Origin of the sequence: Anaerocolumna sp. AGMB13025, from assembly GCF_029689925.1 — a bacterium.
In the GTDB taxonomy this organism is placed as follows: Bacteria; Bacillota; Clostridia; order Lachnospirales; family Lachnospiraceae; genus Anaerocolumna.
The window spans coordinates 3,892,880-3,918,221 of sequence record NZ_CP121445.1 but is presented as its reverse complement, the minus strand read 5'-3'; the positions used below and the strand labels follow the sequence as shown (position 1 = coordinate 3,918,221).

24 protein-coding genes are annotated in these 25,342 nt (G+C 39.1%); 22 read left to right on the top strand and 2 right to left on the bottom strand.

Annotation, left to right across the window (positions count from 1 at the left end; translation table 11 throughout):
- The first annotated feature begins 126 nt into the window (after positions 1–126).
- From QA584_RS16170 to QA584_RS16145, 6 genes are all read left to right on the top strand, one after another.
- The gene (locus tag QA584_RS16170) at positions 127–2,196 is read left to right on the top strand and encodes a DNRLRE domain-containing protein (protein WP_278270091.1); all 2,070 of its coding nucleotides are present in this window, start codon (positions 127–129) and stop codon (positions 2,194–2,196) included.
- A 211-nt stretch (positions 2,197–2,407) separates the two neighbouring features.
- Positions 2,408–3,025: a lactate utilization protein gene (locus tag QA584_RS16165; RefSeq protein ID WP_278270090.1), complete on the top strand. Its 618-nt coding sequence runs from the start codon at positions 2,408–2,410 to the stop codon at positions 3,023–3,025.
- Between the two features lie 185 nt (positions 3,026–3,210).
- Positions 3,211–3,660 (top strand): hypothetical protein, encoded by a 450-nt coding sequence (locus tag QA584_RS16160; RefSeq protein ID WP_278270089.1) that lies wholly within the window; start codon positions 3,211–3,213, stop codon positions 3,658–3,660.
- 137 nt (positions 3,661–3,797) lie between these two features.
- A complete protein-coding gene (locus QA584_RS16155; protein ID WP_278270088.1) occupies positions 3,798–4,382 on the top strand; it encodes a nitroreductase family protein in 585 nt (194 codons plus the stop codon).
- A gap of 107 nt (positions 4,383–4,489) precedes the next feature.
- On the top strand, positions 4,490–4,954 hold the full coding sequence (locus tag QA584_RS16150) for a GNAT family N-acetyltransferase (RefSeq protein ID WP_278270087.1): 465 nt from the start codon (positions 4,490–4,492) through the stop codon (positions 4,952–4,954).
- A gap of 85 nt (positions 4,955–5,039) precedes the next feature.
- A complete protein-coding gene (locus QA584_RS16145) occupies positions 5,040–5,885 on the top strand; it encodes an AraC family transcriptional regulator (protein ID WP_278270086.1) in 846 nt (281 codons plus the stop codon).
- Positions 5,886–6,155: 270 nt separating this feature from the next.
- Here the strand turns inward: QA584_RS16145 and QA584_RS16140 are convergent, their stop codons facing one another.
- Positions 6,156–7,292: an alpha/beta hydrolase family protein gene (locus QA584_RS16140; RefSeq protein ID WP_278270085.1), complete on the bottom strand. Its 1,137-nt coding sequence runs from the start codon at positions 7,290–7,292 to the stop codon at positions 6,156–6,158.
- Between the two features lie 194 nt (positions 7,293–7,486).
- Here QA584_RS16140 and QA584_RS16135 point away from each other — a divergent pair, with 194 nt between their 5' ends.
- The 4 genes from QA584_RS16135 (at position 7,487) to QA584_RS16120 (ending at position 9,907) form a co-directional block, all read left to right on the top strand.
- Complete coding sequence (locus QA584_RS16135) at positions 7,487–8,032, top strand: TetR/AcrR family transcriptional regulator (protein WP_278270084.1); 546 nt, start codon at positions 7,487–7,489, stop codon at positions 8,030–8,032.
- 220 nt (positions 8,033–8,252) lie between these two features.
- A complete protein-coding gene (locus QA584_RS16130; RefSeq protein ID WP_278270083.1) occupies positions 8,253–8,726 on the top strand; it encodes a hypothetical protein in 474 nt (157 codons plus the stop codon).
- Between the two features lie 216 nt (positions 8,727–8,942).
- Positions 8,943–9,488, top strand: a complete 546-nt coding sequence (locus QA584_RS16125) for a glutathione peroxidase (protein ID WP_278270081.1) — start codon at positions 8,943–8,945, stop codon at positions 9,486–9,488.
- The gene (locus tag QA584_RS16120) at positions 9,488–9,907 is read left to right on the top strand and encodes a flavodoxin family protein (protein WP_278270080.1); all 420 of its coding nucleotides are present in this window, start codon (positions 9,488–9,490) and stop codon (positions 9,905–9,907) included. The genes QA584_RS16125 and QA584_RS16120 overlap by 1 nt, the downstream gene beginning before the upstream one ends.
- Before the next feature lie 237 nt (positions 9,908–10,144).
- On the opposite strand, the gene QA584_RS16115 is transcribed toward QA584_RS16120, so the two are convergent.
- A complete protein-coding gene (locus tag QA584_RS16115; protein ID WP_278270079.1) occupies positions 10,145–10,510 on the bottom strand; it encodes a helix-turn-helix domain-containing protein in 366 nt (121 codons plus the stop codon).
- Between the two features lie 362 nt (positions 10,511–10,872).
- Between QA584_RS16115 and QA584_RS16110 the strand changes: the two genes are divergently transcribed.
- The 12 genes from QA584_RS16110 to QA584_RS16055 all read left to right on the top strand — a co-directional run bounded on the left by QA584_RS16110 (position 10,873) and on the right by QA584_RS16055 (position 25,302).
- On the top strand, positions 10,873–12,798 hold the full coding sequence (locus tag QA584_RS16110; protein WP_278270078.1) for an ABC transporter substrate-binding protein: 1,926 nt from the start codon (positions 10,873–10,875) through the stop codon (positions 12,796–12,798).
- Positions 12,799–12,988: 190 nt separating this feature from the next.
- Positions 12,989–13,987, top strand: a complete 999-nt coding sequence (locus tag QA584_RS16105) for an ABC transporter permease (protein ID WP_278270076.1) — start codon at positions 12,989–12,991, stop codon at positions 13,985–13,987.
- 2 nt (positions 13,988–13,989) lie between these two features.
- Positions 13,990–14,880 (top strand): ABC transporter permease, encoded by an 891-nt coding sequence (locus tag QA584_RS16100; RefSeq protein ID WP_278270075.1) that lies wholly within the window; start codon positions 13,990–13,992, stop codon positions 14,878–14,880.
- Positions 14,880–15,896 carry an ABC transporter ATP-binding protein gene (locus QA584_RS16095; RefSeq protein WP_278270074.1) on the top strand — a complete coding sequence of 339 codons (1,017 nt, stop codon included), beginning with the start codon at positions 14,880–14,882 and terminating at the stop codon, positions 15,894–15,896. Before QA584_RS16100 ends, QA584_RS16095 begins: the two co-directional genes overlap by 1 nt.
- A 27-nt stretch (positions 15,897–15,923) precedes the next feature.
- A complete protein-coding gene (locus QA584_RS16090) occupies positions 15,924–16,964 on the top strand; it encodes an oligopeptide/dipeptide ABC transporter ATP-binding protein (protein ID WP_278270073.1) in 1,041 nt (346 codons plus the stop codon).
- Positions 16,965–16,975: 11 nt separating this feature from the next.
- A complete protein-coding gene (locus tag QA584_RS16085) occupies positions 16,976–17,236 on the top strand; it encodes a hypothetical protein (RefSeq protein WP_278270072.1) in 261 nt (86 codons plus the stop codon).
- A gap of 263 nt (positions 17,237–17,499) precedes the next feature.
- Positions 17,500–18,378: an AraC family transcriptional regulator gene (locus tag QA584_RS16080; RefSeq protein ID WP_278270071.1), complete on the top strand. Its 879-nt coding sequence runs from the start codon at positions 17,500–17,502 to the stop codon at positions 18,376–18,378.
- Positions 18,379–18,941: 563 nt separating this feature from the next.
- Positions 18,942–19,859 (top strand): DUF362 domain-containing protein, encoded by a 918-nt coding sequence (locus QA584_RS16075; protein WP_278270070.1) that lies wholly within the window; start codon positions 18,942–18,944, stop codon positions 19,857–19,859.
- Positions 19,860–20,200: 341 nt separating this feature from the next.
- Positions 20,201–21,349 (top strand): DUF362 domain-containing protein, encoded by a 1,149-nt coding sequence (locus QA584_RS16070; RefSeq protein ID WP_278270069.1) that lies wholly within the window; start codon positions 20,201–20,203, stop codon positions 21,347–21,349.
- A gap of 196 nt (positions 21,350–21,545) precedes the next feature.
- A complete protein-coding gene (locus QA584_RS16065) occupies positions 21,546–22,679 on the top strand; it encodes an aldo/keto reductase (protein ID WP_278270068.1) in 1,134 nt (377 codons plus the stop codon).
- Between the two features lie 466 nt (positions 22,680–23,145).
- Positions 23,146–24,309 (top strand): C40 family peptidase, encoded by a 1,164-nt coding sequence (locus QA584_RS16060; protein WP_278270067.1) that lies wholly within the window; start codon positions 23,146–23,148, stop codon positions 24,307–24,309.
- A gap of 63 nt (positions 24,310–24,372) precedes the next feature.
- A complete protein-coding gene (locus QA584_RS16055) occupies positions 24,373–25,302 on the top strand; it encodes a hypothetical protein (RefSeq protein WP_278270066.1) in 930 nt (309 codons plus the stop codon).
- Positions 25,303–25,342: the final 40 nt, after the last annotated feature.

Sequence of the window (25,342 nt, the reverse complement as noted above, 5' to 3'; positions counted from 1 at the left end):
GTCAAAGGATGCCAGATATGCATACCTAAAAGCCAAGTTCCCTAATTAAACAGATATCGGATTTTGTTTAAGAATTTAATTACCAGTAATGAATCCAGTTTATTAATAGTTAAGGAGGAATTTTTCATGCCGGTATCCATTATATTGCCAAGTGATGATACTTTTATAGCATCGGGTTATCCGACTACAGTCTTTGGCAGTTATCCCTTTTTATATATTGGTGTATTCATAGCACCGGGAGATAATTACAGAACGTTGTTAAAATTTGACCTGTCTGCTATTCCTCAAGGAAACACCATCACACAAGCGGAATTAAATCTTTATATTTATAGAAAAGACGTCCCTGGTCCAGAATTGTTAAGTATATATTTAAATCAGAGTGACTTTAATGAGAATACAGTGACGTATTTAAATGCACCAGCAATTACACCGACCGGTATTACTGCAACCGTAACCGACGCAGATGTCAATACCTTTTTTGGTATTGACATAACTCCGCTGGTCCAGCAATGGTATCAAAATCCCGCCACCAATAACGGTATAACCATAATCGGTCCGGAAAATACTTATTCATTAATCGGCAGTTACAGTACGAATGTTTCTGACAGCAGTTTTTATCCCTTCCTTCAGGTAACCTATGAATCCAGCTGTAATTGTACCAGTGATTTTATAAGTGATGTAACCCAGTCCGGTGATTATACCATCTATGAGTCAAATACTCTTTTGTTAAACCAAAGAGTACTTGGTACCTTCAGTGTTGTAAACAATGGATTTACCGATGGACTTGCCGTACTTCAGATTTTAAACGGCAGCAGTATCTGGGTAGATGAAAAGTCCGCACAGGTAAGGCCCGGTCAGACAAAAGTGTTAACCACCACCGCCTCAAGGCTGGATGAAAGAATATCAATTGTAAGTATTATTTCTCCTATTATTTCAGGAACCCCGGGTGGTACCCTGAATGCAAATGATAATCTTTTCAATCCGAATAATGTAGCCCTAACCTTTAGCTCAGACAATCCGGATTTTATAGTAGACCCGAATACGGGTATTATTACAATTAATAATTCCGGTTCTGCCACAATAACAGTTACCACTAAAAATATTGACGGTCCCAGCATATCCTTTACGGTTATTGCGGTAGGAAATAATTCAGTATACAATCAAACCCAGGGTATTTTCTATGCTACCATCCAACAGGCTATTAATGCTGCCAATCCGGGAGATGTTATTCAGGTTGGACCTGGTAATTATCCTGAAAATGTGACAATTGACAAGCGGATTACCTTAAATGGATCCGGAAGCGGTGTTGGCGGCACCATAATTAATCCTGCTTCCGGAGTCGGTATTGCAGTTTCCATGGGAGGTTTAAACTCAGCCCAAAGGCTGGTAATATCCAATCTGCAGGTAACCGGTGCTTCACAGGGGATTTCAACCATTGGCAGTAACCAGCCAAGTCATATTACGATTTCCAATGTAGCACTGCTTAATAATTCAAATAACGGATTTAATATTAACGTAGAGCCCGCATTCCCGGTTATGACCGATTTGATTGTAACAGATAGCAATTTTTCCAATAACGTAATTGCAGGCTTCAGAGTTCCGACCTATGCGCAGGTGTCGGAGGTAACAATCCAAAACAGCATGTTTAACGGAAATGCCAATGGAATTTTAGTATTTTCAGGAACAGCAACCTTTAACAATATTAACATTACCAATTCCCAGTTTAATAATAACACCTCAAAAGGAATGTATTATGAAGCCCTGAATAATGCGTTCCTGACAAATAATACAATTAATAACAGCGGCACTGCAGGGAGTTTTGCCGCCGGTATCGACATTAACCTGAAAAACGGCAACTATCAGAACGTCAACCTGATTAATAATACAGTAACCAACAGCGGTAACGGTGACCCTGTCAATGGTGCGGCTGCAGTAATTAAGGGCAGGAATGACGGGACTAACAACGGTACCCTTACCGATGTGACCGTATCCGGCGGCACATATTCGAATGCCCCGGTGGGAATACGGTTTGGTGAGACCGGACAGAACAACAGTTATCCAACGAATACGGTTGTAACTGGTGCAACCATTGCAAATAATGGAATTGGTCTGCAAAATGTTACAACAGTCACAATTACCCAAAATAATAATACCTTCATTAATAATGGTATTAATCTGGTTGGCAGTTTCAATTAGCGAAATCATAATAGTAGAACATCTAGATGGATGTGCCGCGGAATAGACTTTTCTACGATGCGGCATATCTTTTGTTAATGCGCTGTTCGGTGTGGTATTTTCAAAATGAAAGAGAATTTGAGATATTGATGGCATGAATGAATCGTTTATGATATAGTAAATACAAAGATTTAATTATCTATGCAGCTGGAAAAGGATTTAAAAAGAAAATATGGATAAAAGAATAGAAAAAACAATTACGAATTTAAAGCAGAATAATATGGAAGGATATTTCGTAAAAGATAAAGAAGAATTACTTTTATTGTTAAAATCATTGATGAAACAGGGAGATACAATTGGCTGCGGGGATTCTGGTACCTTAGAGGAAACAGGGGTATTTGCTTATATACGAAACAGCGGTCATACTTTTTATGATAAGCATCAGGAAGGTTTGACAGCAGAAGAGAAGCGTAAAATATATTTGCATAATTTTGATGCAGACATCTTTTTGACTGGAACGAATGCGATAACAGTAGATGGAAAATTGTTTAATATCGATGGAAATGGAAGCCGTGTGGCACCCATGCTTTATGGTCCCAGGCAGGTTATCGTGGTTGCAGGTATTAATAAGCTGACTGATACGGTAGAAGAAGCAATCAACCGAACCAGACAAATCGCTGCACCAATGGATGCCATGAGGCTTAAGAAAAATACGCCCTGTACCAAACTGGGGAAATGTATTGATTGCGGACATGAGCAGAGAATCTGCAACGATTTTGTCTTAATTGCAAGACAGTTCATTAAGGATAGGATAAAAGTGATACTGATTAATCAGAAGTATGGTTTTTAGCAGATTATATTTGAAACGCTAAATCCGTATGAAAAATGTATTGAATTGAAGGTATATACGCCCATATTCATAAAATACAAGTTAAAAACCTTTTGACACTTGAATCAAGCATTTGACTTAATCCCAACTTTTATAGTAAAATGCGATTACCTAACATGAGTTAATATTTAAAGGAGGTTTTGCATATGGATTATACCTTTGGCTTTTCAATAAAAGGACTTATTATTTTTCTGCTGCCTATGATACCAAATCTCTTTTTCTTCCTGTTTCCTAAAAATGGGAATGCCTTTGGGAATGCAGATAATAAACATGTCATATTGGATATACTAGAACATGGCAGTCAAGCGGTTTTTGTTTTCCTGCTGATTTTTCTGATTAACAGACAAACCTCGCTGGTTTTGGGTCCATATACATTTAGTTTTGGGATTGCCTTAATTATGTATTTTATTTTATGGGGCTTTTATTTTTCAGGGAATAATACTCTTTTCATACTCCTTGGATTAGCCATAATACCGGTGGTTTATTTTATCCTGTCGGAAATATGGCTTCATAACTTACCAGCTATAATACCAACAATGATTTTTGGAATAGTACATACTATTATAACTTATATAGATTGGAAAAAGATTCAATGACATACAAAGGATTGGTAGTATTACAAGAAAATTTTTGATAGATAAAGGATACAGGAGAAGTCTGAAATAAATTCTGTGAATCCAAAGATTTAAACGATATTGTGAATCATCATGAATAACCATCAGGAGGAGATAGTATGATTACGAACCCAATTGTAGAGAATATACTTGCTAGAAGAAGTACGAGACTCTTTCAGGAACAGCAAATTGAAGAAGAGCAGTTAGAAACACTGTTAGAAGTGGCCAGATGGGCACCCAGCGGAGGCAATAATCAGACTTGGCTTTTTACGGCTGTTCAGAATAAAGATATCCTATTAAAAATCAATGAATTGGTGCGGGAAGGCTTTCGTCATTGGATTCCGGACGACGATTATCCGGGTAAACTTGGGGCCAAAGCCAGTTCAGCAAAGGAAAACTATAATTTTTACTATCATGCCCCAACCGTTATTATAGCATCTAACCGCCCAAACTATGAAAATGCCATGGCAGACTGTTCCCTTGCCCTTGAAAACATCTTCCTGACAGCTCATTCTATGGGGCTTGGAAGTTGTTATCTAAACCAGCTGCATTGGCTGCGAAATGATGAAAAGTTACGTGAGTATCTTTTTGAATTGGGCATCCCAAGAGAAAATACAATCTGTTCCACCGCTGCAATCGGGTATGCAGTAAGGGAATCAAAACCTCCGGTGCGCAAAGAGGGTACAATCCAAATAATAAAATAAAGTGCAAGGATGCAGGTATGGAAAAGAAGCCAAAATGTTAAGAATAGTTGGCTTCTTTTTTTCGTTACTGATATAATAGAGGTAATTTATACCAGGGAGGAATAGGCATGATAAATTATAGGAAAGCATCAGCTGAAGATATTGAGGTTTTGGTCAGTCTTCGTATTTTAATGTTGAAGGAAGGTACGGAATTATCCGCAGAATTTGAAAAGAAACTTGCAGAAAATACCAGACAATATATATTAGAGGGATTTAACAACCAGACCTATCAAGTACTGGTCGCTGAATTAAATGGTGAGATTGTTGCCATGAGTGGATTAACCTATTATACCTTGCCTCCGAATGATCATTGTCCAAATGGAAAAACTGCGTATATCGGCAGTGTCTATACTAAGCCAAACTACCGCAGACAAGGTATTGTTTCAAAACTGCTGGACATTACGGTGGAGGAAGCGAAAAAATCCGGATGTGAAAGGCTTCAATTACATACGACAGATATGGGAAAAACGATTTATGAAAGTTATGGTTTTGAGTATTCTGCCATTTCCATGGCATATTATCCTTTTAGATAACATGAGAAATCCGTTAGTTTCTGTATGGGAACTAACGGGCAGAAACAGAAGTAACGCATTATAATTAAAGTCAGGAGGTGAACAGATGGAGTGGGTCGATAGAATGAATCAGGCTATTGATTATGTTGAAAATAATCTAAATACAGAGATAGATTATGAAGAAATCAGTAAGATAATGGGATGTCCCTTTAGTGTATTTCAGCGGTCATTTACCCTGATCTGCGGGATACCCTTATCGGAATATATCCGTAACCGGAAATTAACCGGTGCGGCCTATGAGCTGCAGAATACGGATTCGAAAATAATTGATATTGCCTTAAAGTATGGATATGAATCTTCGGATGCATTCAGCGTGGCCTTTAAGCGGATGCACGGTGTCATGCCGGCTATGGCAAGAAAAACCGGTGTAAAGTTAGCCTTTTACTGCCGGCTGAGCTTTGCACTTACCATTAAGGGGGTCTATAAGATGGATTATAAAAAAGTGGAACGGGAATCGTTTAAAGTAATTGGGAAGAGAAGGACTACTCCATATGGAGGAGGTACCTGGGCTATAGTCAAAAGCGATGGAAGCGGAAAAACCATTGAGGATCTATGCGGACATTTTTATGATTTAGGTCTTTGTTTTGGATTTTTTGAAGATGGAAGCAATGACTATATGTGTGGTGTTGAATGGGAGAAGGAGGAGGTTGACGGGTTTGAAAGCTATACGTATCCAGCAGCAACCTGGCTGATATTTGAAGCCAGAGGCGGTATCACGGAAAATGTACTTTTCAATACCTGGCAGCGGATTAACCAGGATTTTCTCCCCCAAAGCAAATACAGAAAATCTGAGCTGCCTACCATAGAAAAATATGTGGAATGGGATGAGGCATCAGATATCTGCAAGGTTGAGATTTTAATACCGGTTGTAGTAAAAGATACTTTAAATTAAACGGATTGTAATAAGGTAAGGTACTTTAGATTTTATTTCTGGTTTCTTAGCCAAGACTTGAGTAGTAATGATAAAAAAGACATAGTGTTTAGTTGGTATAAATAACCGACAGCTATGTCTTTTTAATGCAATAGAAAATACTTCCTATTACATAAAAAAGCCCTCCTTTATGGATGCGCACCTCGCCAAGAGGAAGTGGTTTGCGCATGACGCGCTATTGGAAGTTGTCACTAAAGAGACAGCGCGTCAGCGCTATTATCATTCTAGGAATTAGGTTCCAATCTGTTTCAGCCATTGAAGTATTTCGTCAATTGCTAATTTGTGATTTCCTGTCTGGCAATGCTGTTCACCTCCCTCTGCTTCCGTAAACATTCTTTTAGTAAGACTTTTTGCATGTTTAATTTTACCACTCAGATGGTAAAACTGATTTCTTGGTATATAATGATCTTTTTCTCCGGCAAGCAGTAACACATGGCAGGTAAGCCGGTCACACACATTTTGAGGTAGATGGTGTTTTAATAATTCCCGGTAAAAATCATACGGGGTTTTTGTTCCGGTTATATACATTCCCTGCATCATAGCCCAGTCAGCGATTAAACTTTTTTTTCTGAGAAATTCAAGAATTGTATTTGCCGACTTTTTTCTCTGGTGCAGAACTAAGAATCGTACCATATATTTTAAAAGCGGAGGAAACATATCAGTCATACAAAAAAATCCATTTTCAAGAACATCATAGGCTGCTGCCGCTTTGATTCTTGGTTCAAATGCAGCAGCTCTGAGTGCAAGATAACCGCCCCAGGAGATTCCAATCATAGTACAGGATTCTACCTTATAATAATCCAGTACACAAGAAGTTGGTTTTTCCCAGTCAGCCATAAAGGTGAGTCCATTTTTTAAGGTTTTCCCTTGTCCCCCGCCTTCAAACAGGATTATGGTATACCCATAATTCGTAAATTGGATTAATGCAGGTACAAATTCTTCAATAAAAGAATCGTAACCCCCGCAAATTAACAGAATACCTTTTTCGTTTTCACTTTTTAAATAGAGACTATGCATTTTTAAACCCATAAAAGGTATTTCATTTATTACATAGTTTAGCCCCATTTGATTAAAAGCCGAATGAAAGCATTGATAAGATTCTTCATACATATGGTTTTTCTCCGGATGGTCTTCCTTTAGAAAAAATTCAGCCATTCTGTAGGCATAAGCCCCACGCATATACTCGGATGCCATCTTATACTGATTGCCAAGAGAAGACCATACTTCAAACCAGGTTGACAAGTCCTTTATTCCCTGTGTTTTTTCAAGAATTATTTTCTTATCCCCCGCTTTTTCTCCATAAGTTAATACTCTGTTGATCTGAAAATCAAGCTGTTGTATTCCGGTTATATTTTTTATATAAGCCATTATGAATTTCCTCCTGATTTAATGTGTTACAATTGACGCATTTTTCGAAATTCATTATAATGATATCGTATGAAATTTACAATAGAAGGCTTTATTGTGCTGCATTTTGATATGACATGTGACACTTTAGCAGGAGTATTGTTTAATTGCGGCAGTACCTTTAGTTATACTTGCCATATGCAAGGGGGGTAAATATGAATAAGATGAATTACAGGATTGCACTGCAATCCCAAAAAATGCTGACAGAGGGATTAATTAAGCTGATGGAAACCAATGATTACTCCATGATTACAGTGACTCAAATTTGTCAGGAGGCTCAGTTGTCACGCCGGACGTTCTATCGTTTGTATGAAACAAAAGAAGAGGTATTACAAGAATATATGAATTTTCTTGCAAAGGAATTTATTGATATGGTATCAAAAGAAGCTCCAGGACATTACACCGAGGTTGCAATGATTTATTTTGAATTTTGGAAACAGCATGTGGATTTTCTAAATCTGCTTAAGAAAAGCAAAATGCTTGATCTAATTCATAGCACGGCCGGAGAAATTGCTCCTGTAATTTTTCAAATAGTTAAACCAGATGTCCAGGTTGATGCAGTAGTTCTCACTTTTTCATTATCCTATAGTCTTGGAGGATTGAATGGAATACTAATCAAATGGATAGAGGAAGGAATGATGGTGTCACCCGAACAAATCAAAACTATTCTGGAAGGCGCACTTCGTATTGCTAAGATATAAATGTGGCAGAACAATAAATAGTAAAGTATATAAAAACTTGATTGACAAATAATAACATTATAAATATAATGATATTATACTCCACATGGATGGTAAGGAGATTCTGATCGGATGATTCATCGATCTGACATGGATGGTATACAGCAGTAAACTAATCATGAATAGTAAATAACGAACGGAGTATCTGAAGAATTTTAAATAACAAAAAAGGGGTAGAAAAATGGAAACAGAAAAAATTACAATTAATGTAGGCGCTATAGACTTAGGTCAGATAGATCTTTTGGTAGAACAGGGGTTTTACTCCAACAGAACTGATTTTATCCGTACTGCTATTCGTAATCAGGCTAATGTACACGCTATAGAAATCAGCAGAATAAAAGAATCCAATTCCTTTGGTATTGATCTGCTTGATAGAGAATTAAAAAAAATAGATGTAATAGCAGATGCAGCATTAAAAAATATATGCAGCAATGAAGCAAGATTTGCTGGAACTGGTGTATTTGTATTTAGTAAAAAGAACCTGGAGGAAATTAAAACAACTGGTAATAAAATTGAAATCAAGATGATTGGAATGTTAATTATCGAAAAAGAAGTTACACCAGAACTGGCTGCGGAGACATTTCAGAGTGTTAAAGTTTTTGGTATCATTAAGGCTTCGGATGCAGTTAAGCAAGTATTACTGAATCTTAAATAAGTTTTTCAAAGGGCAGGCAGATCACAGTTTTTTTAGGAAAAGACTTGATCAGGCCTGCTTTCGATTATTTATTAACTCTATATAAAAATCATAAAATTTTCATTAGATATAGATTGACCCATTGACAAATTTAAAAAGATTGCTTAAAATTAAATTGAGAACAATATAAAGATAAAAGAATTCTTTTTTACAATAAATCAAAAGGAGCGTGATACTATGAGTTTATATGAATTAACAGTAAAGGATAGAAAAGGCAGTGAAGTTTCCCTGGGTGATTACAAAGGACAGGTATTGCTTATTATGAACAGTGCTACTATGTGTGGATTTACACCTCAGTATGAAAGCTTGGAAAAATTATACGAAACGTATAAAGAACAAGGTTTTGCAATATTAGATTTCCCTTGTGACCAGTTCGGACATCAGGCTCCAGGCTCCAATGATGAAATTGCAGAGTTTTGTGAAAGCAAATACGGGGTATCTTTCCCCATTTTTTCAAAAATTGAAGTAAACGGAGAAAATGCAGACCCACTATATAAGTTTTTAGTGAATGAAAAAGGATTCACAGGATTTAATCCCGAACATGAACTCTCTGCCCGTCTGGACGCCAAATTATCAAAGGAAGACCCGGATTATAAAGATAAACCAAGCATCAAATGGAATTTTACGAAGTTTTTAATCGATAGACAAGGTAATGTAATAAAGCGTTTTGAACCAACTGAGGATTTAGCTAAGATTGAAAATAAAATAAAGGAGTTACTATAATGGCAGCCACTAAAAAAGTAGAAGTCAGATATTATTCAAAAACCGGCAATACCGCAAAGCTTGCCGAGGCTATCGGAGATGAACTTTTAGTAAAGGCGAAATCCGTTGAAGTGCCCATCGAAGGGGATGTGGATATTCTATTCCTTGGCAGCAGTGTATATGGAGCAGGGGTTGATAATAAAGTCAAAACGTTCATTAATTCCCTGGATTCCCGTGTAAAAACAGTAGTTAATTTCAGTACTGCCGCAATTCTTCCCTCCACCTACGGACAGATTAAAAAACTTCTCGGCGAAAAAGGTATAGCGCTGGAGGTAAGGGAATTTCATTGCAGAGGTGAATTTAAATTTATGCACAAAGGAAAACCTGATGCTCAGGATATTAAGAATGTCAGGGAATTTGCCAGAAAGATAGTATCGTAATTATAGTAATAAATTTATTATTATATAGATTTAAATAAACGGTTGTCGAGTTATTAATACAACCGTTTATTTTTTTTGGAAAAGTTCGTTTAATTGAAAGAAACCATCGTGGGATGCACGACACGCCAAGTATTTTAGTCATTGTAGCGGCAGGCTTTTGCAAAGTAAGAAAGGAATAGGCACATCAAGGGAGAAATAGTTTAAAATCAACAAAAGTAATATTTCCAGCTCTTGCGCTTATATGAAACCCTTTTTCACATTGGTTGTTCCTGTATTCTGTTGTTCTCTGAAAAGGTTGATCATAAAACCTTTTGAGGCATCCTTATTTTCTTCATTCAGTCTGTTGTAGTAATTGAGTATTTTCTTTTCCTCTTCTGTTACCTTAGATTCTGCCAATGGTTCTTTTATAGTAAGACCTAACAGGTAATCAGAGGATACCTTATAAAAACTGCAGAGTAGTATTAAAGTCTGTAGATCCGGAGTACTGATATTATTCTCATAATTAGACAAAACTTTATTGCTGATGCCTATTTTTTTTGACACTGTAATCTGCATGAATCCAAGATTTTCTCTAAGCTCTCTTAAGCGGTCACCAATCGTCATAACGATACCTCCTCTTTTTTCAACATTATAATATAATAATCACAAAAATCTAAATTATCCCTAAAAGATAGAAAATCAAATTGACATTTACGACTAAAAGGAATATAATCCTATTTAAAGTAATTACATTCCTGAAATATACGAAAATTTTCGTTCTGAGATTCATCCATACAGATTTGCATTCTATTAAGAATCAGGGTATAGAAGGCAAATATGTACTGTGTATTTAACATATGACAGCAGGTGTAACCCGGTATTCTTATTTAGCCAGGCGGCAAAGGGAAGTGGAGAATCCATTTCGCCGTAAATATAAAAGGTTAACAGAAAGACAATCTGTTAACAAGAATCGGAGGATGTATTTTATGCAAAAGTTGAAGAAACTAATCACAATGGGACTTGTGGTGCTTATGGCGGCAGCCGCAGCGGCATGTTCCAAAACTGCTACTACGAATGAGGCGCTGTCCCCAGGAGGAAAGCAGGAGTCGAATGGGGAAAAGGTTTATGTAAGACAGGGAGGCCTTCCGGACCCGGCATTATTTATTGCCAACCAGAACTCTGAAACCGGCACGAATTCTTTCGGGGATTTTGCTTTTGAAGGCTTGGTACGTTACCAGCGTGGTTCCGATGATATTGAACTGCAGCTAGCGGAGAGTTATACGAACGAAGGAAATAAAACCATATTTAAATTACGCCCAAATATCAAATGGAGTGACGGGGAAGCTTTTACCAGCAAAGATATCTGGGCTTTTTATCAGATATGCTTTAATTCACCGGTAAACTATCTTACCTCCATCGAAACACCGGATGATCTGACGGTTGAATTTGTATGGCAGGAACCGGCACCTTTTGATGACCTTCGTATCATGCTCATTGCACAGGAAGTTCATCACGGACGTATCCCATATCATATTTACAAGAAATTCGCAGATGAGAGGTCACAACTGGTGCAGCAGCTTCCTCTGCTTACAAAGGAGCAAAAAGCTAAGGGACTCCAGGGACCTTACGGCAGGGATACCTTTAATAATCCGGAGATCGTGTCAAAACTTGATGATGTGTGGAAAGAATATATCGTAACACCACCCAATAAGGATCACATAATTGTTGGCACAGGTCCTTATATTAACGATAAAGGGCACACCCTGAATGAAGGAAGTATGAGCAAAAATCCGTATTATTGGAATCCGTCGAAACAGACCTATGACAAGATTATTATTAAATCCACTACGGATGCCACAAAAGCCTCTATGATGAAATCAGAAGAAATTCAGAATATGGATGGTACGCTGCCTAAGGATTTAACAGATTCTATTCTGGATTCCAATAAAAATCTTATCTATTACCCCATGGAAGATATGGGCAGCCACGGCTTGTATTTTAATCAGGGCTCAAAAACTTCGCCCATGTCTAAAAAGGAATTCAGGCAGGCACTAAACTACATAGCCGACAGAGGAGCCATGCGTGATATCGGTTCCTACCAGTCGGAATTACACCCCTGGTCCTCTTTAGGTTTGCCGCCGTCCATGCTTACCAAGTATGTTGACCAGGAAGTTATTGATAAGATGAGAAAATATGACCATAACGAGCAAAAAGCGGCAGAACTCCTTGAGAGCATCGGATGTACTAAAGTAAACGGTAAATGGCTGAATCCTGATAAAACACCCATTAAACTCACCATTGGTCTTGATAAGGGGTGGTATGTAGCCACTTTGGTGACACCAATTTATGCAAATCAGCTGAAACAATTTGGTATTGATTGTGAAGTAATGGCAGTAGACGGTACGGTTTACGGCAGCCAGTCTGAGGTAGAACATGCTTTTGATATGAGCTGGGAGTGGATGGATATTGCCTGGTCTTTTTCATATCCATATTTTCCGCTAAAAAATTATTACGAACATGTTAGCGGACCGGCCAAAAAGATGAATTTCCCATTCGATGAAAAAACAAATGTAACGACCCTTGAAGTAACCGATTGGGACGGCAATACAATCAATATCTGGAATTGGCTGTCAGACATGCAGAACGAACCGGATGAAAAGGTGCGTAAAGATCATTGGGAACGCATTATTTGGGCTACTAATGAGAATGCCTTTTCCATTAATTTTTATCAGAATGTAACGGCAGCCTGGGAAAATCTGGCCACCACAGGGGGACTGCCGATGCTTGATAAAGTTCCGGATACCCGTTGGATGCCTTTCCCGGAAACCGAAGAAGAAAAAATTGCTACCTATAATTTAAATTGGGGCTTTTCCGGCGGCGTACGTAAAATGTGGATGCTTTCTCCAAAATAAAGTCAGGATTTAACTACGTAGCAATCGTGTTATAGTTTGGAAACCGGCAGCAGTATGAAGTGAAACAAATATTTATGACTAATAAGTTGTGAATATGGAAAAACATGCTGTCGGTATCCGGACATAGTTAGTATGCTACTAGTCTGATAAATAGGTAATACCGCCTGACAAAAAATAAAAGGAGAGACATATGAACTCAAATTACTATTTGAAGAAAACCGGCATGGCAGTCTTAACAATTATAATTTGTTCCCTGCTTACCTTTATACTGTTCCGTATGATGCCTGGGGATGTTTTTGATGTAAAGGCCCGTGATCTGGCAGTAGCAAGAGGAATTGATTATAAGGAAGCCAAAATACTGGTTACACAGATGTACAATTATGATCCCAGCGAACCTATATTACATCAGATGGGCCGTTATTATAAAGCGTTACTGGAAGGAAATCTGGGAACCTCCATGACAAACAGTTCCATTACGGTAAATGAGATTATTGCCTATTATATGCCCTGGACGCTTTTCCTGGTTTCCATTGCTTTAACCTTAAGTTATATTCTTGGAACATGGCTTGGCAGTATTATGGCCTGGAGAAGAAAATCCATTCTCAGTTCCCTCATCGCAGGCTATGCAACAGTGGTTAACGCAATCCCTCCGGCACTGGTTCCTACCTTTGTTTTATCCATTTTTGCATTCGGACTTCATTGGTTTCCCATTCAGGGAGCTTATTCCATACAGGTTACCCCTGGCTTTAACTGGCTGTTTATAAAAGATGTGCTCTGGCATGCCGCACTACCGGTTTTTGCCTATACCTGTACTCAGATCAATGCCTGGGTCATGAACATGAAAGGCAGCTGTATTGGTGTTATGGCAGAGGATTATGTTACGGCTGCTTATGCCAGAGGGCTGTCTGACCAGGTCATACGAAGCAAATATGTAAAGCAGAATGCTTTGCTGCCCTTGTATACAGCTCTTGCCATAAGCTTTGGTACCATGCTTGGAGGGGCAACTTATATGGAAGGTCCCTTTGTGTATCCGGGCATTGGTTCCCAATTGGCAAAGGCACTGGGCAACCGGGACTTTACTGTGTGTCAGGGACTTTTGCTCATCACCACGGGAGCTACGGTTTTAGCCAGCCTTTTGGTGGATTTCCTGATGCCGAAGCTGGATCCAAGGATAAAGAGGGAGGAATAAAATTGGAGAATGTAAAATCTTTTTTTCGGGTTCTATATAATAATAAACAGGCCTTTGCCGGAATGATCATACTGACTTTGTTTTTGGTGATGGCAATTTTTGGACCTCTGATAGTACCGTTGGATCTGGGTACGGATTTTTTGCATCGTTACCAGTGGCCATCATTTAGACATCCCTTTGGTACGGATTATGTGGGGAACGATTTGTTTCAGCAGATCGTCCACGGCTCCAGATCCGTATTATTTATTGGTCTTTTAGCTTCCTTATTTACGGTTGCATTAGGGTTTGCACTGGGTGCTCTGGCAGGATTTGCAGGTGGTATTGCAGATAAAATAATCTCCATGCTGATTCAGATCTTAATCAGTATTCCCATATTCCCGGTCCAATTAATTATTGCAGTGGTATTTCCGGTCCAAAATGTAATTATGCTTGCGATTGTATTGGCGGTACTAAGCTGGGCCTGGCTTGCCAGGAATGTCAGAGCGGCTATTCTTTCACTAAAGCAGAGGGAATTTGTACTGGTATGCCGCATTATGGGGCTGCCCAAAATCCATATCATATTTAAAGAAATTCTGCCCAACGTAACCTCCTATCTGGCATCTACCTTTGTGCTAAACACCAATTCAGCCATAGCTGCAAGCGTAGGACTTATGCTCCTTGGCATGGCACCTTATGATGCGACCCACTGGTCCATTATGCTGTCAAATGCATCTACCCAGGCAAACAGCGGCATGAATACGGCAGGAATATTTAATATGATGGTACCCACAGCCGCATTTATATTATTGCAGATGTCACTGATATTTTTTGCCAACGGTCTTGACGAAGCGCTTAATCCAAGACTTCGTACTACCAATAAAGTGAGAAAAGTCAAAAAGGAAGGACAAGTATAATGTTTACACAAGAGGAATTAATTGAAGCGAATACGGGGGAGGATATCCCTTCTATTCTTAAAGTAAAAGATTTATGTGTGGATTTTTTTCTTCCCGGAGGTGTGCTGCGGGCGGTAAATCACTTGGATTTCAATCTGCCGGCCAAGCGGATAACCGGGCTGGTAGGAGAAAGTGGCAGCGGGAAGACTACATTGACCAGCGCTATTTTGCGAACCGTTTCCAATCCGGGTAAAATTACACAGGGGAGTATTTTATTTGAGGATAAAGATATCTTAAAATTAACGGATAAAGAGCTTAGGGAGTTTCGGTGGCGGGATACCGCCATGGTATTTCAGGCAGCGCAGAACTGCCTGAACCCTTCCATGACAATTAAAGAACAGTTTATAGAAACATATCTGGCTCATAAAAAAGACCTGAGAGTGGATGAAATTGCAGCTCTGTCCTCTAAGCTGTTAAAGGAGGTAAGACTGGAGCCGGAACGGGTTTTAAAATCCTTTCCTCATGAAATGTCCGGTGGGATGAAACAACGGGTCATGATCGCATTTGCTAGAATATTAAACCCTTCCATATTGTTGTTGGATGAACCGACAACGGCACTGGATGTAATTACTCAGGATTATATATTTAACATATTACTGGGAATACATGAGTCTACCAAGATGACCATGCTCCTTTCCACCCATGATATTGCCGTTGTGGCAAAAACCTGCGATTATATGGCAGTAATGTATGGCGGAACGATAGTAGAAATGGGTGATATTTATGAAATGTTTGAATTCCCGGAGCATCCATATACTAAATTACTAATTCAGGCAGCTCCGTCCCTGACCGGGGATTTAAAAGCACGGACAGCAATACCTGGAAACCCGCCTAATCTGATGGAAGCGCGTAAAGGGTGCATATTTGCTAACCGGTGTCCTTATTGTGAGGAGAAATGCAGACAGATTGAACCGGAAGCAGTAACGGTGTCACAAGGACATACTGTTTCCTGCCATAGGGTTAAGAAGGTAGAATAAACATAAAAACTGAAAGGATGCCACGAAATGATTCAAAGTAAAGATATCCCTATCGTAAAGCTTGATAACATCAATGTGGATTTTTATAAAGGAAAAGGACTGCTTTCAAAGCCACGGACCTTTAATGCCTTACATAAAGTTGATTTTTCGATCAATCAGGGGGAAATTGTGGTAGTAGTCGGGGAGAGCGGCAGCGGCAAGACTACCATGTCTAATGTGATTGCCGGACTGGTTAAGCCTACGGATGGAACCTATGAGTTTAATGGTCATAAGAGTAACTCACTAACAAAGGAGCAGGCACTGGAATACCGTAACAGCATCCAGATTATACAACAGGATTCCTATGCTGCCCTAAATCCCATGAGGACCATGATTAAATCTCTGGGGGATCCAATGCTAATCAAAAAATTAGCAGACAAAATTAATCTTTCTGAAAAAGTAAGGGAGGTACTTACTACCGTAGAACTTACCCCCCCGGATCATTATATTAATAAATACCCCCATCAGCTTTCGGGTGGTCAGAGACAGCGGATCCTGATTGCCAGGGCACTGGCTATGAACCCCCAGTTGATTTTAGCGGATGAGCCGGTTTCCATGATTGATGTATCCCTTCGGGTTGCCATACTCAATTTGCTGGCACGTCTCAATGAAGATAGGGGAATAGCAATTCTCTATATTACTCATGATCTTGCTACTGCCCGCTATGTAGGAAAGAATGGACGAATTGCCGTCATGTATCTGGGAAGTATTGTGGAAACAGGTAATGTGATAGAGGTACTTGCCGATCCGAAGCACCCGTATTTACAAGCGCTGCTATCTGCGGTGCCCATACCGGATCCCCGCTTATCCAGAAGCAGGAATAGGCAGCTTATAACGGAAGAGGACTTACCGTCTGTATCTGGCATGCCTACCGGGTGCAGATATCATACCAGATGCCTCTACTGTAAAGAAATCTGTAAAACGAAACAGCCGATAGCCAGGCAGTTCGGCTCGTCTATGGTAGCCTGTCATCTGGCGGAGGAACTGCCTAAATTTGAACTGTATGAGAGTAAAGCAGGAAATGAATAGGAGGCAGAGTTATGTTCAGAATGAAAGAAACACAGCAGAAAGGGCTAACAGACCTTGAGGAAACCATACTGTATTTAAGTGGACCTTATATGAAAATTACAGGAGTATGCTGGCTTTTATCCTTGTATTGTATTATGAATGCAGGTGGTGAGTATAGGTCCGTCTCGTTTATTCTGGGGGTGATTACCGGTCTCATTGACAGTATTCTATTTCTGACCCTTTTTCTTCGGGCAAGAAGAATCCGGCGCAAGAAAAAAACAGAAGGTGTATAAAGTTAATTGTAATACACGATATTGTTAGTCAAAGGGGATTGTAGAAGAAGATTGTAGAAGATAGTATTCGATGAACCTGAATCAATAACATCTTGTGTGAGAAGGTGTTTGGTATCAGTGTGGTAAAGAATATTGAATCCTATTGGATTGTTATAAGTAATATGATAAAATAATGAGAAAGTAATCTTGCTTTTTTTTGCAATAACTGCAAGGAAAACGATTTGCTAATTTGCTATACTCTAAAAGGAAGGGAGGAGATATCTGTGGAATGGCTGGATAACATGAATCATGCAATAGACTATATTGAAGGGCACCTGACAGAGAAGATGGATTATGAAAAAGTGGCACAGGCGGCCTGCTGTTCGGTATATCATTTTCAGCGTATGTTTACATTTATAACCAATGTCGCGCTGTCTGAATATGTAAGACGAAGAAAGATGACCCTGGCGGCGTTTGAGCTGCAAAACAGTAATATTAAAATCCTAGACCTGGCCCTAAAATATGGATATGATTCCCCGGAATCCTTTACCCGTGCGTTTCAATTATTGCATGGCATTACACCAACGGCCGCACGTAAATTAGGAGCCGACATCAAAGCCTATCCCCGTATTTCCTTTCAAATAACCATTAAAGGAGATAGTGAAATGAACTACAAAATTGTACAAAAAGAAACGTTTACTGTGTATGGCATTGAGAGGATATTTGACACGAAAGATGGAGGCCACCTAAAAAGTATACCGGACTTTTGGACTGAGCTTATGGAAAACGGGGACTATGTAAAACTGTTAAAATCGGCCAATTATCCCATAGGATTAAATTCCATATGTGGATACCAGGAACTGGAAGGAACCAGCTTCCCATATATGATCTGCAGCTTAAAGACACCCTTAAGCGATAGTACCGGTTACAAAGCCATAGAGATACCTGCTGCTACCTGGGCAGTTTTTGTTAATGAACCCCATGACCTTGCTGAGACTTCCAAAGCCATGCAGACCTTGAATGCAAGAGTTTATACAGATTGGCTTCCCACCTCCAATTATGAAATTATACCAGGGTATGAATTTGAAATCTATTATGGAATACCAGGGCAAAAATTCTATGAGGAATCCTGGATTAGAGTAGTTCCCAAAAGTAATAACTAATATCCGAAATGGAATGTAAGACATTAAAATCAAGGCAGTCTAGTACTGACCTTGATTTTTTATTATTTTACAGACGGAAAGTTCTTTGAACCATTCCGTAAAATAAAAGACCCTTCGTGCAGGAGGCGCACCTCGCGGATAGGAAGTAGTTGCATGGCAATCCACTCGGGCGTAGTTCTTCAGGAGTGCTCTTTTACTGTATTGTAAGAAAAACGTTCCGTGGAGGATGCGCATGAAGTTTAAGGGAAAGGTATTACTGAGGTAACTCGTCAATGCAGATTCTGGTGTACCAGACTCTTTGTATAAAGGTAGTCGGTTGTGCGTATATGCTAGGGAGTGATAATCAGCCTGAAAATATGCCCCATTCATCAGCTAGAAAACCATTAAATACACGAAAGTTAAATTATAACATATGATAGTATAGCTAGTAAGAATGCATTTAAGTAATCCTGCCATTTAAGCAGGAGTCCAAACATGACGGATATGCGTGGTGTTAGGCGGCAAAGATGAATGGAAATATTTAACATAGTATAATAGTAAATTCTATGGGAAAGGGTGATAAGATGGATAATTTAAAACCGATACCTGAACAGGTTGCAGAGAAAATGAAACGGTCCTTACGGATCATGGAGCCGGAACCGGTAGTGGGGATTGGACTTGGAACAGATTATAGTCTGGTTACAAGGACGGCCGTTAATCATGCTGGAGGCTTAAAAGGCATCATAAAGGAAAATGATACGGTAATAATTAAGCCAAACCTGGTAAAACCCGCCCTGCCAAACGAAGCCGTAACTACCGATTACAGAGTAGTTCAGGAAGTGGTTAATTTAGTAAAAGAGTGCGGTGCCGGGAAGATCATAATTGCAGAGGCTACCCCTTACGGCAATGTATTTGAGTCCGCGAACTATAATAAGATATCCGGTGCAGAATTATTTAATATGGAGGAATGCCAGGCGGAGGATTGTTATTGTCTAAGACCCGATAAGAGTCTGACGGGGCATGATATCATGATACCAAAAGTTTACATGGATGCGGATGTCGTTATAGGAGTTGCAAAATTAAAAACTCATTCGGAATATGATGCCGGTGTTACCTTAAGCATTAAAAATTCCTTTGGCGTACCTCCGACCAGGTTTTATGGTGACACCTATAAAGAACAGCTTCATCTATGGGGTTTAAAAGAAGCAATTGTAGATATTAACAAGATCAGAAAACCGGATTTTGTAATTATCGATGGTATTGTCGGCGGAGAAGGAGATGGACCTTTATGGGTACGTCCGGTCCAATCCAATATAGTACTTGCAGGTGCAGACCCGGTGGCGGTAGATATGGTAACCTTAGATTTTATGGGATTTACCATAGATGAAGTCCGGCACGTTAAACTTGCTGCAGAAGAAGGACTTGGTATAGCAGATTTAAACAGGATAAAAATTGTCGGAGCAGACTTAGGACCGCTAAAAATGAAGTTCCAAAGATACTAGACGCTGTATACAAGGGGAGCCGGTGTGACAGATACTGCCTTAAAATCATTGACTTAATTAGAAAGCAATCTTTAGGGCAGTTTCTTTTTGTTTTGACACTAGAAGCTTATTAGGTAAAAATATACAAATATGGAAAATAATGTTGACGTGTCTGCGTTTATTAGTATAATATATATTACGTTGATATATATTAGAGTGATATATATAGAGATATATATTTTGGCGGCTTAGATGTTTTGTAAATCCAAAAGGTTCTCGAATTTACTACACCTGGTCTTTGTATTGTAACGGGCTTGCTTAAACATGGGTATAGAATTATTTTATAAAGGTGGTGTTTCTATATGGGGATGGTATCCATAGTAAAATGTGAGGATTATGAAATAACAAGAGTAAGAGAGGCTGTAGGGGAGGCTTTGAAGCCTCTTGGCGGAATGGGAGCCTTTGTTAAACCGGGGGACAAGGTTTTGCTGAAAGTGAACCTGTTAATGAAGAGAAAACCGGAACGGGTTACCACGACCCATCCAGCAATCGCACGGGTACTTGCAGAACTCGTCATTGATGCAGGCGGGGTGCCAATCATTGGAGACAGTCCGGGCTCATCCTATTTATACACGGAAAAAGTACTGGACAGTATATACGAAACCTGTGGTATGAAAGAAGCTGCAAGTCAATGCGGAGCAGAACTTAATTATAATACGGAAATGGTTGAAGTGCCTTATCATGAAGGAAAGTTGATGAAAGCCATCAGAACCATAAAACCAGTTCTGGAGGTTGATAAAATCATTAATATTCCCAAAATCAAGACCCATATGATGACAGTCTACAGTGGTGCGGTGAAGAATCTGTTTGGTATCATACCGGGCAGAGTAAAGGCCGAATATCATTTAAGGTTTGAAGATAAAAATGATTTTGCGGATTTTTTAATTGATCTTTGTAGTTTCGCAAAACCAGTACTTACCGTAATGGACGCAGTGGTTGGAATGGAGGGTTATGGTCCTACTGCCGGAAGTCCGAAACAGGTAGGTCTTATACTGGCAGGAGCCAGTCCCTATGAACTGGACTCTGTGGCAGCAAGGATTATAGGATTAAAGCCCACTGAGGTACCAACGATTTGCAAATCCACCGAACGAGGACTATTAGCGGAAGAGATCGTTTTAGCGGGGCATACAATAGAAGAGGTCATGGTTAAGGATTATAAAAAACCCACCAGACAACTTTCGTTTAGTTTCTACAGCCTGATCCTGCCCAAATTCGTTAAGAAACGGGTGGACGGTTATATCCGTCCCAAACCGGCATTTAAACTAGATCAATGTAAAAGCTGCGGTGCCTGTGCCAGAAGCTGTCCGCCGGAAGCGCTGACAATGGTGGAGGGCAAACCGGTTTTGGACCTGAATAAATGTATCCGGTGTTTCTGCTGTCACGAATTATGCACCTATGAAGCAGTTGAGGTTATAAAACCCTGGTTTTTAAAGCTGCTGGTGCATTCATGAATTCTATAGTTAAGCGATATACTGGCAGGGGTGAGAACCGTTACTTCATAGGATGATGTCAAAGCGTAATACATAAGTTTCTATAGATATGCAGCAGGAATTCTGATATACTTTAAATAGAAAAATCTGCATAGCATACACATCATTATTTCCAAAGTTCCACAACAATTGAATAACAGTTTAAGGAGTGCAAATTATGAGGTACAGAAAATTCGGCAAATTAGATGTTATGGTATCCGCCTTAGGCTTTGGGGCTATGAGGCTTCCTACAGATGGAAATCCCCATAATATTCTGGAAGAAGAAGCAATCAAAATGATCCGCACTGCAATTGATGAAGGCGTGAATTATGTGGATACGGCTTACCCGTACCATGGCGGAAACAGTGAAATCCTAACCGGTAAAGCCTTAAAGGACGGCTACCGGGAAAAGGTATACTTAGCTACCAAGTCCCCTACCTGGCTGATTCATAATCCAGAGGATTTTGACCGGCTGTTGGAGGAACAATTAAACAAACTACAGACAGATTATATTGATTTTTATCTCTTGCACAGTCTGTCACAGGAAACCTGGGAAAATGTGATTTTAAAACATAAGATACTTGAACGGGCGGAAGCTGCTAAAAGTTCCGGCAAAATAAAATATCTGGGCTTTTCCTTTCATGATCAGGCAGAAGCATTTACAACTATCCTGGACGGCTATGATAAATGGGATTTCTGTCAAATCCAGTACAATTATATGGATATTGAAAACCAGGCTGGTATGAAGGGGCTAAAGCATGCTGCCGCAAAGGGTATCGGAGTAGTAATTATGGAGCCTTTATTAGGGGGAAGATTAGCAAATCCGCCAGCAGATATTAAAGAAATCCTGAATGAAAATCCCGTAAAATATGCACCGTCTGAATGGGCGCTGCAATGGTTATGGAACCAGACAGAAGTCTCTCTTGTCTTAAGCGGTATGAGCAATATGGAACAGGTGCAGGAGAATATTACTGCTGCCAGTCGTTCCGGTGTGGGACTTTTAGGAGATGAAGATCTTAAAATGATTGACCGGATCAGAGACCGCTACAATGAAAGGGTAGCCATACCCTGTACCGGCTGCAGCTATTGTATGCCATGTCCGAATCATGTTGAGATTCCAAGAAACTTTGAATTATACAACGGAAGCGTCATCCATGATGATATAAAGGGGGCCCGCCACGTATATCATAACTTTTTTGAGGAAGCAAATCGTGCGGCTGCCTGCATACAGTGCAGGATCTGTGAAGATAAATGTCCTCAGAGCATACCAATCAGTGAATGGATGCCCAAAGTACACCAGATGCTAGGATAACGAAATACATTTTATGAAACAATATCCTTTGACAGTCATTGTTAACCTATATTGTTTTGTATAAAAACTATTACAAAAGAATTAATGTATTATTTCGTTTATAGAGAATTTTACCAAGATTTAATACCAATACCAATCAAAATCGTAAAAGAGCTTATATTTGACTTTTGGATTACCTGCCTGCAGAAATCCAGAGTTTGGATATAAGCTTTTTTTGTTGGGTGATTTAAGTGTGAAGGGGCAACCGGTTGATAAGTGGCAACATTACAAGGAAACTTAAGCGATTATCATGGGTTTGAACAGGAAAAGTAATATACCGTTACACTAGTTTTTGTTTTAAATGAGATATAAACAAGAAAATTACGTAATTACCATTATATCCCTAGTGCAATCTGTCCGATTTTATTTTACAATAAGTTTGTAACAAATTTAATAGATTTGTAATAAATTAGCCATGGAGGTTCAAATGAAAAAAGCAGGGAAGATTATTACATATTGTATGATAGGGACAATCGCATTTGCCAGCCAGACCGTAGTTACAAAAGCTGCTGAGTTGCCAATTGCAGGGATAGATTTATTACTTAATGATTTTTATCAGAAGGATGCAAATGAAAATAAAGATATTAAGGATTATTTATCCTCCAGTTCCTTTAAGGAGCTTGCCAACATTTCTTTTGCACAGGTAACCGATTATGTCAATATAAGAAAAAAACCCAGTGAAGACGGTAAAATTCTTGGTAAGCTTTATAATAATTCGGCGGCAACCATAATTTCCAAAAAGAACGGTTGGTATAAAGTTAAATCCGGCTCCGTAACTGGATACATAAAAGCAGAATATCTTGCAACTGGAACAAAAGCGGCGGAACTAGCAAGTAAAGCAGGTACCAGAATTGCTACTGTAAATACGGCTACCTTAAAGGTAAGAAAAAATGCCAGTACGGATGCTCCTGTAGTAACATTAGTCCCTGTTGGTGAAGAACTGAAAGTAAAAAAAGAAACCGACGGCTGGATTAAAGTAACGGTTGATAATAAAGATAAGGGTTATGTATCCTCTGATTATGTAGATCTGTCAACTGTTTATAAAAAAGCAATATCTATTGAAGAAGAACAAAAGAAAATAAAAGCAGAGGAAGCTGCCAGTCAGGAACAAAGCAGCGGCACATCAGGAAGCAGCAGTACATCAGGAAGCAGCAGATCCTATCAGACTAAGAGTGCATCTAATTCGGATACATCAAGTTCAGACTCATCTGTATCCTCTGGTACTTCATCTTCTCTCCGCAATAAGATAGTAAATTATGCGTTGAAATTTGAAGGGAATCCCTATGTATGGGGTGGAACAAGTTTAACAAACGGAGCAGACTGTTCCGGATTTACACAGTCTGTATTTAGTGATTTAGGTGTCAACATTCCAAGAGATTCCAGATCACAGGCTTCCAGCGGAAAAAGCAAGTCCATATCCAATATCCAGCCGGGAGATTTAATATTCTACGCAAAAGGCGGACGGATTAATCATGTAGCTCTTTATATAGGCAATGGTAAAGTTATCAGTGCAAAAAGCCCTGAATACGGAATCAAAGTAGCAAATTATGATTACAGACAACCTGTAAAAGTTGTAAGTTATCTTAACTAAAGTGAAGGCTTGGCTGTATAATCGACAGCAAAATAAGGAACAGAAATGAGGAAGATATATTAAATGAAGCACCTGAAAAAATATTTGGCTGCCGCAGGCACTGGCTGTATCCTTCTGGTATTGATTATAGCAGTGAATAACAATTCCAGTAAAAAAGAGGTAACAGTCGGACAGACCAATACCCTGGTAAAAGAAAGTATTCAGACGGAAGAAGGTAATAATACCCGTCAGGAAGATAAGATATTGTTACCTGAAAATGATGAAACAACGGAAGCAGAGTCTGATTTAGCAAAAGCAAAAGTTTATTCGAAAGAGGACATAGAAGCTGAGATTAATCAACTCATAAATACATACTATAATGTATCTGACATAACGGACCCTGGGACCAATAAAAAGGATACTGCATCCCCCAAACTTGAGGCAGAGAGTTCAGAAAAAGATAATTCTGAGAAGACAGGACAGACAGAGGATAAAGTAACATCTGAAAAGAACACTACGGATACCCAGACAGCAGAAAAAGCAAATACGGAAAAAGAAACATCAAAAAAAGAGACTACTAATAAAGAAACTACTAATAAAGAGACTACTACAAAAGAGACTACGGATAAACAAACAGACAAAAAAACCACCGCAGATGAAAAAACCGACAACACGGATAAAAAAAGTGACATCGTCGAGGGTTACAAGAATATTAAAAATTATGTGAAACCTGGTTTAGACAAGGATTCCTATATAGTATTTACAACATATGATATCAAGTTGTACAACATTGATACTTTGGTGCCGGGAATGAGTTCCCTCTCAGTGATCAGAGATGAAAACGGAGCGCTAGTGATTAACAAGGATATCAATAATGATACAGTAAAGAAACATATCGAAAAACTAACCAAAGAAAAGGATATTCAAACAGTAATCAGTAAAGTAAATGCAAAGTTAACTGCGGCAGTAAAAAAGGATACCGCTTTAAAAGGATTTATAGATTATCTTGAATAAGAGTTTTAGTACAGGCTTTCTGAGAGTAATTTCAGGAGGT

Bases quoted from the DNA above. Each gene is read 5' to 3' on its own strand.
- QA584_RS16170 (WP_278270091.1), top strand. From the start codon at position 127: ATGCCGGTATCCATTATATTGCCAAGTGATGATACTTTTATAGCATCG.
- QA584_RS16165 (WP_278270090.1), top strand. From the start codon at position 2,408: ATGGATAAAAGAATAGAAAAAACAATTACGAATTTAAAGCAGAATAAT.
- QA584_RS16160 (WP_278270089.1), top strand. From the start codon at position 3,211: ATGGATTATACCTTTGGCTTTTCAATAAAAGGACTTATTATTTTTCTG.
- QA584_RS16155 (WP_278270088.1), top strand. From the start codon at position 3,798: ATGATTACGAACCCAATTGTAGAGAATATACTTGCTAGAAGAAGTACG.
- QA584_RS16150 (WP_278270087.1), top strand. From the start codon at position 4,490: ATGATAAATTATAGGAAAGCATCAGCTGAAGATATTGAGGTTTTGGTC.
- QA584_RS16145 (WP_278270086.1), top strand. From the start codon at position 5,040: ATGGAGTGGGTCGATAGAATGAATCAGGCTATTGATTATGTTGAAAAT.
- QA584_RS16140 (WP_278270085.1), bottom strand. From the start codon at position 7,292: ATGGCTTATATAAAAAATATAACCGGAATACAACAGCTTGATTTTCAG.
- QA584_RS16135 (WP_278270084.1), top strand. From the start codon at position 7,487: ATGAATAAGATGAATTACAGGATTGCACTGCAATCCCAAAAAATGCTG.
- QA584_RS16130 (WP_278270083.1), top strand. From the start codon at position 8,253: ATGGAAACAGAAAAAATTACAATTAATGTAGGCGCTATAGACTTAGGT.
- QA584_RS16125 (WP_278270081.1), top strand. From the start codon at position 8,943: ATGAGTTTATATGAATTAACAGTAAAGGATAGAAAAGGCAGTGAAGTT.
- QA584_RS16120 (WP_278270080.1), top strand. From the start codon at position 9,488: ATGGCAGCCACTAAAAAAGTAGAAGTCAGATATTATTCAAAAACCGGC.
- QA584_RS16115 (WP_278270079.1), bottom strand. From the start codon at position 10,510: ATGACGATTGGTGACCGCTTAAGAGAGCTTAGAGAAAATCTTGGATTC.
- QA584_RS16110 (WP_278270078.1), top strand. From the start codon at position 10,873: ATGCAAAAGTTGAAGAAACTAATCACAATGGGACTTGTGGTGCTTATG.
- QA584_RS16105 (WP_278270076.1), top strand. From the start codon at position 12,989: ATGAACTCAAATTACTATTTGAAGAAAACCGGCATGGCAGTCTTAACA.
- QA584_RS16095 (WP_278270074.1), top strand. From the start codon at position 14,880: ATGTTTACACAAGAGGAATTAATTGAAGCGAATACGGGGGAGGATATC.
- QA584_RS16090 (WP_278270073.1), top strand. From the start codon at position 15,924: ATGATTCAAAGTAAAGATATCCCTATCGTAAAGCTTGATAACATCAAT.
- QA584_RS16085 (WP_278270072.1), top strand. From the start codon at position 16,976: ATGTTCAGAATGAAAGAAACACAGCAGAAAGGGCTAACAGACCTTGAG.
- QA584_RS16075 (WP_278270070.1), top strand. From the start codon at position 18,942: ATGGATAATTTAAAACCGATACCTGAACAGGTTGCAGAGAAAATGAAA.
- QA584_RS16070 (WP_278270069.1), top strand. From the start codon at position 20,201: ATGGGGATGGTATCCATAGTAAAATGTGAGGATTATGAAATAACAAGA.
- QA584_RS16065 (WP_278270068.1), top strand. From the start codon at position 21,546: ATGAGGTACAGAAAATTCGGCAAATTAGATGTTATGGTATCCGCCTTA.
- QA584_RS16060 (WP_278270067.1), top strand. From the start codon at position 23,146: ATGAAAAAAGCAGGGAAGATTATTACATATTGTATGATAGGGACAATC.
- QA584_RS16055 (WP_278270066.1), top strand. From the start codon at position 24,373: ATGAAGCACCTGAAAAAATATTTGGCTGCCGCAGGCACTGGCTGTATC.